The organism is Streptacidiphilus jeojiense (genome assembly GCF_000719095.1).
Classification (GTDB): Bacteria; Actinomycetota; Actinomycetes; order Streptomycetales; family Streptomycetaceae; genus Streptacidiphilus; species Streptacidiphilus jeojiensis.
The window spans coordinates 206903-219794 of record NZ_JOEH01000007.1 but is presented as its reverse complement, the minus strand read 5'-3'; the positions used below and the strand labels follow the sequence as shown (position 1 = coordinate 219794).

Here is a 12892-nt window from a genome sequence, read left to right as displayed (position 1 = left end):
ACCACCACCCCACCCAGTCGTTCGCGACCCGCGGCCGACCGAGCTCCCGGGAGCCACCATGCCCACCCTGCGCCTCCCCGCACATGCAGCCCGCACCGCCCAGGCGATCGCCGTCGTGGCCGCCCTCACCGCCACCTTCGCCGTCTCCGGACCGGCCTCCGCGAACACCGTCGGGGGCGGCGCGCGGCCCTCGTCGTCGCCGGACTGGCAGAAGTACGTCCAGGCGCCCGGCAGCCGCTCGGTGCAGCCGGTCTCCATCGTCAGCACCACCGGGAACGTCACCCACCCGAGCGGCGCGCTCGGCAGGGGCACCGCCGTATTGACCCGCCCGGCCCCGGCGGCCAAACCCGCCTGGCCCAGCGGAACCACGGCCACCGCATCCTCGTACCACGACGGCAACCAGGGCAACGACGGCAAGCCGCGGACCTACGTCCCCGGCAACGCGGTCGACGGGAACACCGACACCTTCTGGAACGACGCCGACGCCGCCACCTACCCGGCCTGGCTCCAGATCACCAGCCCCACCGCGGTCACCCTGCCCGGCATCACCGTGCTGTCCAACAGCGACGGCGTCCCGCAGGACTTCACCGTCCAGACCTGGGACGGCTCGACCTGGACCACTCAGGCCACCGTCACCGGCAACACCGAGGTCCAACGGGCCGTCAGCTTCACCACGCCGGTCACCACCACGCAGGTGCGCATCAATGTCAGCAAGGACCAGGCCAGCTCCAAGGGCGAGTACACCCGGATCAACGAGGTCTGGCCCGGTGTGGTGGCCGACCCGCCGGCGCCGAGCATCACCCTGGACTTCGGCAAGGTCGTCGTCGGCTACCCCAGGATCAGCTTCGCCGGCGCGTCCGGCAACAACCCCGGGGTCCGGCTCGCCTTCTCGGAGACCCTGCAGTACCTGAGCGACCGCTCCGACTTCACCCGCTCCGACGTCAGCGGCGGACCGGGCACCGACCAGTACGCCGTGCCCCAGCAGGGCGGCGTCTGGACCGACAGCAAGACCTGCCTGACCGGCAGTCAGGTGTGCTCCGACGGCCTGCACGGCTTCCGTTACCTGAAGATCACCCTGGACGCCCTGCCCGCCGACGCGCCCTACACCCAGGCCAACGGCACTGTGAAGATCAACGGGGTGTCGCTGGACTTCACCCCGTTCCTGGGCACGCCCTCCAGCTACACCGGCTGGTTCGAGTCCTCCGACCAGCAGCTCAACCAGTACTGGTACGACGCCTCCTACACCAACGAGCTGGTCACCGACACCTTCCGGCCCGGCGACGTGGACCCGCGCGGGGCCGACAGCACCGGCCTGGACGGCAAGCTGGTGCTGCAGGACGGCGCCAAGCGCGACCGCGACCCCTACGTCGGCGACATCGCCGTCTCCGGCCGCACCACCTACCTCACCCACGACACCGCGGTCGCGGCCCGCAACGTGCTCGCCGACCTGGCCGACCACCAGCGCTCCGACGGCTGGATCCCGCCGGCCTCCATCAACAACTACACCCTGCCGCTGTTCGACTATCCGATGTGGTGGGTCACCAGCAGCTGGGACTACATCCTCTACACCGGGGACACCGCCTACGCGCAGACCTACTACCCCAACCTGGTCAAGGTGCTGGACAGCTGGTACCCCAGCGTCACCGACGCCAACGGCCTGCTCTCCAAGGGGCTCAACGGCACCGGCGGCTACGGCGACTACGCCTTCCTGCCGCGCACCGGCGAGGTCACCTACTACAACACCCTGTACGTCCAGGCCCTCAAGGACGCCGCCGCGCTGGCCACCTCGCTGGGCCGCACCGCCGACGCCGACCGCTGGACGCAGCGCGCACAGACCGTCAGCACCGCCGTGAACGCGCACCTGTGGGACAGCAGCACCGGCGCCTACCTGGACTCCGCCACCGGCCCGGCCCGGCACGCCCAGGACGGCAACGGACTGGCCGTGCTGGCCGGGGTCGCCGACCAGGCCCAGGCCACCTCCGCCCTGGACTACCTGGCCCGGAACACCGCGCTGCCCTACGGCAACTCCTTCATGGACAACGACACCCTGGTCCCCGACGGCACCCAGCGGGTCTACGCGTTCACCTCCTACCCCGACATCCAGGCCCGCTTCCTCAGCGGCCAGGCCGACTCCGCGATCGACGAGATCAAGCGGCTCTACGGCTGGATGGCCGGCCACGGCCCCGGCACCACCGACTGGGAGGGCATCGGCGCCGGCGGATCCCTCTACGAGGGCGCCTACACCTCGGCCGCCCACGGCTGGTCCACCGGTGTCGTCCCGGCGCTCACCAACGACCTGCTCGGCGCCACCCCCACCGGCCCCGGCTTCGGCACCTGGAGCGTCCAGCCGCACCCCGGCACCGTCACCTGGGCCCGCGGCCAGCTGCCCACCCCGCACGGCCCGCTGCAGGTCAGCTGGGTCCGCGGCAGCGGAGCCCAGCAGTTCTCGCTCACCCTCACCGCCCCCAAGGGGACCTCGGGCGACGTCGCGGTGCCGGTCACCGGGAGCGCCGTGGTCCGGATCGACGGCCGCACCGTCTGGAACGGCACCGGGGCCACCGGTACGGACGCCACGCTCCAGAACGGCTACCTCACCCTGCACGGAGTGCAGCCCGGCACCCACACCGTCACCGTCACCCGCACCGGCAAGTAGCCGCGCGACCCGAACGGACGTGCCGTCAGACAGCCGAGGACAAGGAGAACCACCTCCGTGACATGGCCCGCAATCCGCAGCGGCCGGCGTCCGCGCCGGACCACGACCGCCGCGATCGTCACCACGATCATCGCCGCGGTGCTGTCCGTACCCACCGCGATGCCCGCACTCGCCTCCGCCGCCACCCAGCACCCGCCGGGCGCCACCGGCAGCGCCCAGGCCCCGACCGACCTCAAGGTCGACGGCCAGGGCCCCGGACTGCCGGTCGGTGAGGCCCGGCCGACCCTCTCCTGGGTCCTGCACGACAGCGCACGGGCGCAGAGCCAGACCGGCTACCAGATCCGCGTGGGCACCGGCTCGACGCGCCTGTGGGACTCGGGCCGGACCGCCTCGCAGAACTCCACCGACGTCGCCTACGCAGGACCCGCCCTGGCCGCCGACCGCAGCTACACCTGGTCGGTGCGGACCTGGAACCGCCAGGGCCAGGCCTCGCCCTGGTCGGCGCCGGCAGCCTTCGACACCGGGCTGCTCGACGCCGCGGACTGGTCGGCCTGGTGGCTGCAGGCCGGCGACGGAGCCCTGGTCCGCGGCGACTTCACGGTCACCGCGCCGGTCGCCCGGGCCCGCCTGTACTTCGCCGCCCAGGGGCTGGTGGAGCCGCACCTGAACGGCGCGCGGGTCGAACCGTCCGAGGTCCTCGACTCCTCCGTCACCGACTACTCCTCCAGGGTCCTGTACCGGGACCTCGACGTCACCTCCCTGCTGCACCAGGGAGCCAACGCGCTGGCCTTCATGGCGGGCAAGGGACAGTTCAGCGGCCAACCCACCTTCGTGGCCCAACTGGACCTGACCTACAGCGACGGAACCAAGGCCACCTTCGGCACCGGACCCGGCTGGCGGACCACCGCAGGACCGGTGACCGGGGACGACTTCTACTACGGGGAGACCTACGACGCCCGCAAGGCCGTCACCGGCTGGGACACCGCGGGACTGGACGACAGCGCCTGGCCCCTGGCGCACGCGGTCGCACCGGCCTCGCACCCGCTGAGCCTGGCCCAGGGCAGGCCGGTCACCGCACTGGACACCACCAGCTGCTGCGGCTGGTCGCCGGCCGCACTCACCGACGGCGTCGACGGCTCCACCGACACCTCCCAGGGCTACCACTCGGCCATCGAGTCCACCGCCGACACCACCAAGTGGGTGCAGACGGACCTCGGCACGGACCAGGACGTCCGGCAGATCCGGCTGTTCCCCGCCCGGCCGACCAACGACCCGGCAGGCGACTTCCCCGCCGCCGGATTCCCGGTGCGCTACCTGGTCCAGGTCAGCGACGACCCGACCTTCGCCACCGCGACCACGGTCGCCGACCGCACCGGCGCCGACCAGCCGTCGCCCGGTACCGCACCGGTGGTCCTCGACACCCGGGCCACCGGCCGCTACGTCCGGGTCACCGCCACCAGGCTGCGCTGCATCGGCAGCAGCTGCACCTTCCGGCTGGCCGAACTCGGCGTCTACGGCGCCCGTCCGGCGGTCGGCTACTCCGCGCTCACCCGGCTGCAGGCCGACACCACCCCGCCCACCGAGATCGTCAAGACCCTCACCCCGGTGCAGGAGACCCGGCCCGCGGCAGGCCAACGGGTGTACGACTTCGGCCAGAACATCACCGGCTGGGTGACCGTCACCGCGACCCAGCCCGCCGGAACCACGGTGGACATCAAGAAGGGCGAGATCCTCGACCCGACCGGCCAGGTGACCACCTCCAACATCAGCTTCTCCGCGGGCGACCCGCCACGGCAGACCGACCACTACACCTTCGCCGGTTCCGGCGCCGAGACCTACGCACCGCGGTTCAACTACTCCGGGTTCCGCTACGCCGAACTGACCGGCCTCCCGGACGGTGCCGCCGTCACCGTCACCGCCCAGGAAGTGCACACCGACGTGGCCACCACCGGCACCTTCACCTCGTCCGACGCGCTGCTGAACTCCATCCAGGGCGCGGTGGCCCAGACCCAGCTCAACGACCTGCAGTCGATCCCGCTGGACTGCCCCACCCGCGAGAAGCACGGCTGGCTCGGCGACGCCGCGGACTCCGACGTGGAGGCCATGGCCAACTACGACATGCAGTCCTTCTACGCCAAGTGGCTGGGCGACGTGGTCACCAGCCTCAACCCCGACGGCAGCATCCCCTCGGTCGCCCCCACCAACGGCAGCACCGGCTGGGCCACCGACCCGGCCTGGGGCACGGCCTACCCGCAGATCATCTGGGACACGTACACCCAGTACGGCAGCAAGCAGCCCATCACCGCCAACTACCAGCACGTGAAGGCGTGGGTCGACTACCTGGGCACCATCAGCGACGCCGACCACATCGTGGTCAACGCGCCGACCTCCTGGGGCGACGACTGGGTCGCCACCGTCAGCACCCCGCACGACTACTTCCAGACCGGCTTCTACTACCTGGACGCACAACTGCTCGCCAGGATGGCGGCCGTCGTCGGCAACCGGGCCGACGCGGCCGAGTACGGCGCCCTGGCCACCCGGATCGCCGCCGGCTTCACCAAGCGCTTCTTCGACCCCGCCACCGGCGTGTACGGCACCGGCACCCAGCTCTCCTACGCGATGCCGCTGGTGCTGGGCATCGTCCCGGCCGGCCGCGAGCAGGCCACCGCGGACCGCCTGGTGCAGGACATCGCCGCCCACGACGACCACCTCACCACCGGGTTCGTCGGCACCACCCTGGTGTTCCAGGCCCTCGGCGCCTACGGGCGCAACGACGTCGCGCTGGCGGTGGCCGAGCGCACCGACTACCCCAGCTTCGGCTACATGCTCAGCCAGGGCCCGGGCACGATCTGGGAGAAGTGGGTCGACTCCTCCGCGCCGGACGGGACCTCCTCCAAGGACCACATCGGACTGGGCGGCTCCATCGGCCAGTGGTTCTACCAGCAGCTGGCCGGGATCCAGCCCGGCAGCACCGGATCGGGGTACAGCAGCCTCACCCTCGCCCCCGGCGTCGTCGGTGACCTGACCTCCGCCTCGGCCCAGCAGCGGACGGCACGCGGAACCGTCGTCAGTTCCTGGCAGCGCGAGGGCTCCACGCTGACCTACCACGCGGTGGTACCCGTCGGCAGCACGGCGACCATCCGGCTGCCGCTGCTCGGCGGCGCGCAGTCCACGGTCAGCGAGGGCGACCGGACCGTGTACGCGGCTGGGCACCGCGCCCAGGCCGATCCCGGTCTGGCCGTCGGCCGGGCGGACGACCAGCAGCTCACCCTCACCGCGGGCTCCGGCGACTACACCTTCACGGTGACCCCGCCGCGGACCACCGTCACCCGCCTGGCGGTCACGGCGAGCCAGCCGGCGCCGATCACCGCGGGTACCGGCGGCGACGTCACCGCCGTGGTCGAGGGCCGCTCCACCGGCACCGGCCCGGTATCGGTCAGCGCCACCGTGCCCGCCGGCTGGACGGCCACGGCGACACCGGCGCAGATTCCGCTCACCCCGGCCACCACCGAGGTCCGCAGCACGCTGCGGATCACCGTCCCAGCCGACGTCGCCGGCGGGGTCTACCCGGTGACGGTGAAGGTCCGTACGCCCGACGGGACCGTCGCGACGGCCCCGGTGCACCTGCAGGTCTTCGGCCGCTGGCCGGCCGGAACCAGCGCGAGCGCGTCCAGTGAGCACGCACCCAACGTCGTCAACGGCGCGACCCGCACCTACCTCGCCTCCAACGCGATCGACGGCGACCTGACGACCTTCTGGAACGACGACACCCAGGGCCAGTTCCCCGACACCCTGACGGTCACCGCTCCCACCCCCGTGCCGTTGCACGGAGTGGGGTTCGCCTCGAACCCGGACGGCGTCCCGACCGCCTTCACCGTCCAGACCTGGGACGGCTCGCAGTGGGTGACCCAGGCCGACGTGTCCGGCAACACGGCCCTGTACCGCTGGATCCCCTTCGCCGGGGAGGTGACGACCACTCAGGTACGCGTCGTGGTGACCTCCGACCAGGACGGTGCCTTCACCCGGGTCGCCGAGCTGACTCCCTGATCGGTCGGCGAGGTTCAGGCGGCGGGCGGGCGGCAGCCCGCCGCCTGGGCGGCCCGGGCGAAGGCGTGCACCAGCGGACGGGTGTCGTCGGCGCGCCAGGCCAGCGCGAACCGCGACGGCGACAGCCCGCGGACCGGACGGGTGACCACACCGCCCCGGGTCAGCAGCGGGGCGTTCCCGGCGCCCAGCAGGCACACGCCCTGCCCGCCCACCAGCGCCTCGTAGGTCTCGTCGACCCCGCTGATCTCGGCGCCGACCAGCGGCTCCCGGCCGCCGCGCTGGTCCACGGCCAGCCAGTAGTCGCGCAGCACCCCGGCACTGCCCGGCAGCGCCAGGAACGGCTCGTCCAGCAGCTCGGCGAACTCCACCACCTCGCACCCGGCCAGCCGGTGCGTCTCCGGCAGCGCCACCAGCCGCGGCTCCTCGGCCACCACCAGCCAGCGCAGCCGCCGCGCCTCGGGCTGCGGCAGCCACAGGAACGCCACGTCGCTGGAGCCGTCGACCAGCCCCGCGCTGGGGTCGGCCCAGTCGACCTGACGGAGCACCAGCTGCGCGTCCGGGTACTCGGCGGTGAGGCGGGAGCGGATCGCCGGCAGCATCCCGCCGCGCCCCGGGCCGGTGCTCATCCCGACCACCAGCCGGCCGTCCAGGGCGGCCCGGGCCGCAGCCACCGCGTGCACGGCCTGCTCCCACTGCTCCAGCACCCGCCGGGCGTGCGGCAGCAGCGCCGCGCCGACGGCGGTCAGCCGCACCTCGCGACGGTCCCGCTCGAACAGCGGCGCGCCCAGGGTCCGCTCCAGCATCCGGATCTGCTTGCTCAGCGCCGGCTGCGAGACGAACAGCGCCTCGGCCGCCCGGGTGAAGTGCAACTCCTGTGCCACCGCGACGAAGTAGCGGAGATCCCGGCTGTGCACATCCATAGCCCATGGTTATCACGGAAGGTCTTGGACGCGCGAGACCCGACCGGAGCAGGCTGGGGACCAACAGAGCGAACACCACGGACCCACGGAGTAGCGATGAGCAAGGTATGGCTGATCACCGGCGCCAACAGCGGCTTCGGCCGGGCGCTCACCGAGGCGGCGGTGGCGGCGGGCGATGTCGTGGTCGCCGCGGCCCGGCGCACCGAGACGCTGGCCGACCTGGTGGCGGCGCACCCCGACCAGGTCGAGGCGGTCCGGCTGGACGTCACCGACCTGGCCGCCGTCGACGCGGTGGTCGCGGATGTGACCGCCCGTCACGGCCGGATCGACGTGCTCGTCAACAACGCGGGCCGGACCCATGTCGGGGCGGCCGAGGAGACCACCGACGCGGAACTGCGCGCGCTGTTCGAGGTGCACGTGTTCGGCCCCGCGGCCCTGGTGCGGGCGGTGCTCCCGTCCATGCGGCAGCGCCGCTCCGGGGCGATCGTGCAGCTCAGCAGCATGGGCGGGCAGATGTCCTTCGCCGGGTTCTCCGCCTACAGCGCCACCAAGTTCGCCCTGGAGGGCTTCTCCGAGGCGCTGCTGGACGAGGTCGCACCGCTGGGCATCAAGGTGCTGGTGGTCGAGCCCGGGGCGTTCCGCACCGGCCTGATGGGCAACCGCAGCGTCAGCGCGGAGATCGACGACTACGCCGCCACCGTCGGCCCGACCCGCGCCATGGCCGCGGCCGGGGACGGCGCCCAGCCCGGCGACCCGGCCAAGGCGGCCGCCGCGATCCTGACGGCCCTCGCCGCCGAGAACACCCCGCTGCACCTGCCGCTGGGCAACGACGGCGTCGACGCGGTCCTCGGCCACCTCGACGCCGTCCGCGCCGAGGTGACGGCCTGGGAGAAGACCGCCCGGGACACCGCCTTCGACTGAGCGGGCGCGGCGTCAACTCTGAGCTGCGGCTTGGCGGATGCGGTATCGTCGCGGACGCCGGGGCGGGTGCGTACAGCAGCAGGAGGGGTTCGTGACGGAGGATAGGACCTGGATGCAGGGGACCGACGAGCGGGCGCCGTCGGCGGATCTGCACCCCGAGGTCGCGCACCCCGCCCGGGTCTACGACGTGTGGCTGGGCGGCAAGGACAACTTCGCCTCGGACCGCGCCGTCGCCGAGCAGCTGGCGACGATGACCCCGCACGTGGTGAACGCGGCGCGGGCGAACCGGGCCTTCCTGGGCCGCGCGGTGCGCACCGTGTCGGCCCTGGGCGTCAGCCAGTTCCTGGACATAGGCACCGGCATCCCCGCCGCCGGGAACACCCTCCCCCAGACTCCGTCCGGGGGTGCCCCCTGGTGGCCCAGCGGGCCGACGCCTCCGCCCGGGTCGCCTACGTCGACAACGACCCGATCGTGCTCACCCACGCCCGGGCGCTGATGAGCGGGTCCGGCCACGGGGCGACCACGGTGACCCAGGCCGACCTGCGCGACCCCGAGGCGATCCTCGCCGCGCCCGGCGTCCGCGACCTGCTCGACTTCAGCCGCCCGGTGGCGCTGATGCTGGTCGCGGTGCTGCACTTCATCGGTGGCGACCAGGACCCGCAGGGCATCGTCAAGCGCCTGCTGGAGGCCCTCCCCGGCGGCAGCTACCTGATCCTGACCCACGGCACCGGGGACACCCTGCCGCAGGACCTGGCGCAGCGCGCCGAGCAGTCCTACGACCAGGCCGCGGCCCATCTGCACCTGCGGCCGCGCCAGGAGGTCGAGCGGTTCTTCGGGGGCGGGGAACTGCTGGAGCCGGGCCTCGTGCTCGCGCCGTTCTGGCGTCCGGACGGGCCGCTGGCCGCGGACGCCGAGCGGCTGGGCATCTACGCAGGCGTCGCCCGCTACTGAGCCCTGACCGGCCCCGATCCCCGGCGCCGCGCGGCCTCCGGCGTGCGGGGTGGCCGCAACGGCGGTATGCAGGGGGGATGGACGCGCCGGAGTGGTTCGTGGGGTGGCGCTCGTGGCGGTCGCGAGCGGGCCTGGTGGCGATCGCGCTGGCGGTGATGGCGGTGATCGCCCTCGCGGACGTGCTGTCGCCGCCCGACGTCCACCTGGGGCCGCTGCTGGTGGTCGCGCCGGCGTTCACCGCCTCGTTCGGCGGCCCGCGGCTGACCGGGTTCATCGGACTGCTAGCCGTGCTCACTCTGGTGTGCATCGGGCTGGCCCGGGGGGTGCTGGGCACCGAGAACCTGATCGTCCAGATCGGCTCCATGGTCGCGCTCTCGGCGCTGCTGACGGTCTTCTGCCGGCTGCGGGAGCACCACCTCGGCGAGCTCTCCCGGGCCCGGTACGTCTCCGAGGCGACCCAGCGGGTGCTGCTGCCGCCGATCCCGGAGACGGCCGGCCCGCTGCGCATCGCGTCCTGGTACCACGCCGCCGAGGCGGGCACCAGGATCGGCGGGGACCTCTTCGCGCTGGCCCGCACGGCCACCGGCACCCGCCTGATCATCGGCGACGTCCGCGGCAAGGGACTGACCACGCTGGACGCCACCGCGATGCTGCTGGGGGCCTTCCGGGCGGCGGCCCACCGCGAGGCCCCGCTCCCGGAGCTGGTCTCCTACCTGGAAGGCAGCGTCTGCTGGGGCCTGGGACAGTTCACCGAGGCCGAGGGAGACGTCGGCGAGCGCTTCATCACCGCTGTCGTCGTCGACATCCCCGACGACGAGCAGGTGGTCCACCTGATCAACTGCGGGCACCCGCCCCCGCTGCTGCTGGGCCGGGAACACCCCACCCAGCTGGTCGACGACCAGTCCTCCCCGCCGCTGGGCCTGGGCGCCCTGGCGAACACCCCCTACGAGATCGCCACCTTCCGCTTCGGACCGGGCGAGCTGCTGCTGCTCTACACGGACGGGCTGATCGAGTCCCGGGACCGGACGGGGGCCTTCTACCCGTTGCCGGAACGCGCCGAACGGTGGAGCGCCGCAGCGCCACGGCTCTTCCTGGACGCGCTCCGGCGGGATCTGGAAGCCCATCTCGACGGGCCGCCGGAGGACGACATCGCCCTGATCGCCCTGCGGCGAGCCGGCAGCACCCCAGGGAACAACCCCGGCCCCGGCTCGAACAGCTGACCGCGGGGCCGTCGGAGTGGAGCTCTCTGCGTGTCCACGGCCGGGGCGGCAGTCTGCGGGCATTTAGTGACGTAGCGTCAGAAAGTGACCATCCAGACCCGTCGGACCCGGTGCGGCAGCCGTGCGTCAGTGCTGAGCGCCACCGTCGCCGGCCTCGCCCTCGTCGCCCTCTGCGGCTCCGCAACCGTGCCGGCCAGTGCTTCCCCCTGGGCGGAGCGGCACCGGGCCGGCGGCTCGGTGCTGCTCAACGAGACCTTCCAGGGCTCCTCCATCGCCGACCCGGGCTTCATGCCGCTGGACACCGTGTGCCTGACCGGCGCCGCCACGACGCCGCCGGCGGGGGAGTCCACGACCGGGCCGTGCACCGCCGCCGACCAGACCGCCCCGAACGTGCCGACCCCCGGCGTCACCCCCGGCTGGCTCCAGCTCACCGACGGCGGCTACTACCGCGTCGGCGGCCTGCTCTACAACCGGCCGCTGCCCGGCAACGGCGGCCTGCAGGTGGTCTTCGACCAGTACCAGTACGGCGGCAACGGGGCCGACGGCATCGGCTTCTTCCTGGTGGACGGCGCCGTGGACCTCACCGAGGCGGGCGCGGACGGTGGCTCGCTGGGATACGCGCAGCGCAACCTGGAACCCGGGGTGCACGGCGGCTACCTGGGCATCGGCCTGGACGCCTACGGCAACTTCGCCAACGACGGCGAGAACCGCGGCAGGAACTGCCCCGCCGCCTCGAAGTCCCCGGTGATCAGCGACTACCAGGTCACCGACTCGGTGACGCTCCGTGGACCGGGCGAGGACCTCGACGGCTACTGCTTCCTGGCCTCGACGATGACCGCGGACGCCTCCAAGCCCTCGGGCTTCGTCACCACCCTGCCCGGCAGCCTCAGGTCCAGCGCCACGGTTCCCGACGGGGCTGCGCGGCGGGTCCGACTGACCGTCAGCCCCGATCCCCGGCCGCTGGTCACCGTGGACATCGACTTCAACGACGGCAACGGCTACCAGCGGGTGCTGTCCTACCAGATGAAGGACGACGCACCCAAGACCTACAAGTTCGGCTTCTCCGGCTCGACCGGAGGTCTGATCGACACCCATCTGATCCGCAACGTCGTCGCGTCCTCGGTCGACCCGCTGAGCACCCTGAACCTGGTCAAGACCGTGGCCACCGACCTGCGCGGGCAGCGCGGGGCGACCCGCAAGGTGGGCGACACCGTCAGCTACAACTTCCTGGTCACCAACACCGGCAGCACCGAGCTGGACGGGGTGACCATCAGCGACCCGAAGATCATCGACGCCACCTGTCCGCGCTCCACGCTGGGCCCCATGGGCAGCCCGACCGCGTCCATGGTGTGCACCGGCACCCATGTGATCACCGTCGACGACTCCTTCACCGGCGTGTTCACCAACACCGCCACCGCCGACGCGACCAACCCGGGCGGTTCGAACGTGGTCTCCAACGAGTCCTCCGCCTCGGTGGACGTGGTGCGGCTGACCCCTGAGCTGGAGATCACCAAGACGGCCGAGCCGCAGCGGACCGAGCCGGGCGGCACGGTGCACTACACGGTCAGGATCAGCAACGTCGGCAGCATCCCGGTAAGCCCAGCCGACTTCACCGACGACCTGAGCGGGGTGCTGGACGACGCCGACTACAACGGCGACGCCACGGCGACGACCGGCACCGTCACGCCGGTGAAGAAGACGCTGTACTGGAGCGGGGACCTGGCGGCCGGCGCCGAGGCCACGGTCCGGTACTCGGTGACGGTCCACGACCCGGACCGCGGTGACGGGGTGCTGCACAACGCCGTCACCGGCAGCATCCCCGGCACCAGCTGCGCCGCCTCCACCCGCGCCGCCACCACCCGCGCCCTGCTGCCCTGCACCGTCGACGTCCCGGTCGACCGGCCCACACCGATGCCCTCGCCCACGGTCACGATGGGCGAGCCCGGCGCCCCGACGCCCGCCCCCACCCGCACCGAGGCAGAACCGGCCCCGATGGCCCCGCGACCGCTCGGACCGGTGCACGCGCACCTGGCGCCGACCGGTATCGGGACGCTGCTGATGCTCCCGGGCGGTCTGGCGGTCCTGGCGGCCGGAGCGCTGCTGCTGCTCCACAGCCGCCGGGACCGTGGCCCCAGCAACCCGGACAGGACCGATCCGGGCCCGGCGGACGAGTAGCCCGG

Annotated in this window: 8 protein-coding genes; 7 read left to right on the top strand and 1 reads right to left on the bottom strand. The window is 72.8% G+C overall.

The window, feature by feature from the left end:
• The first annotated feature begins 58 nt into the window (after nucleotides 1-58).
• Complete coding sequence (locus IF29_RS0111060; protein WP_051725171.1) at nucleotides 59-2653, top strand: alpha-L-rhamnosidase-related protein; 2595 nt, start codon at nucleotides 59-61, stop codon at nucleotides 2651-2653.
• Between the two features lie 57 nt (nucleotides 2654-2710).
• Nucleotides 2711-6700 (top strand): family 78 glycoside hydrolase catalytic domain, encoded by a 3990-nt coding sequence (locus IF29_RS0111055; RefSeq protein ID WP_030252870.1) that lies wholly within the window; start codon nucleotides 2711-2713, stop codon nucleotides 6698-6700.
• 14 nt (nucleotides 6701-6714) lie between these two features.
• Here the strand turns inward: IF29_RS0111055 and IF29_RS0111050 are convergent, their stop codons facing one another.
• Nucleotides 6715-7620: a LysR family transcriptional regulator gene (locus tag IF29_RS0111050; protein ID WP_030252868.1), complete on the bottom strand. Its 906-nt coding sequence runs from the start codon at nucleotides 7618-7620 to the stop codon at nucleotides 6715-6717.
• A gap of 96 nt (nucleotides 7621-7716) precedes the next feature.
• On the opposite strand from IF29_RS0111050, the gene IF29_RS0111045 reads away from it, so the two are divergent.
• The 5 genes from IF29_RS0111045 to IF29_RS0111030 all read left to right on the top strand — a co-directional run bounded on the left by IF29_RS0111045 (nucleotide 7717) and on the right by IF29_RS0111030 (nucleotide 12887).
• Nucleotides 7717-8541 carry an oxidoreductase gene (locus IF29_RS0111045; protein ID WP_030252866.1) on the top strand — a complete coding sequence of 275 codons (825 nt, stop codon included), beginning with the start codon at nucleotides 7717-7719 and terminating at the stop codon, nucleotides 8539-8541.
• Nucleotides 8542-8632: 91 nt separating this feature from the next.
• A complete protein-coding gene (locus tag IF29_RS48785; RefSeq protein WP_332262530.1) occupies nucleotides 8633-9037 on the top strand; it encodes an SAM-dependent methyltransferase in 405 nt (134 codons plus the stop codon).
• Complete coding sequence (locus tag IF29_RS48780; RefSeq protein ID WP_332262529.1) at nucleotides 8956-9492, top strand: SAM-dependent methyltransferase; 537 nt, start codon at nucleotides 8956-8958, stop codon at nucleotides 9490-9492. The genes IF29_RS48785 and IF29_RS48780 overlap by 82 nt, the downstream gene beginning before the upstream one ends.
• 77 nt (nucleotides 9493-9569) lie before the next feature.
• The gene (locus IF29_RS0111035) at nucleotides 9570-10712 is read left to right on the top strand and encodes a PP2C family protein-serine/threonine phosphatase (RefSeq protein ID WP_051725170.1); all 1143 of its coding nucleotides are present in this window, start codon (nucleotides 9570-9572) and stop codon (nucleotides 10710-10712) included.
• Between the two features lie 84 nt (nucleotides 10713-10796).
• Nucleotides 10797-12887 (top strand): DUF7507 domain-containing protein, encoded by a 2091-nt coding sequence (locus tag IF29_RS0111030; RefSeq protein ID WP_157623686.1) that lies wholly within the window; start codon nucleotides 10797-10799, stop codon nucleotides 12885-12887.
• Nucleotides 12888-12892: the final 5 nt, after the last annotated feature.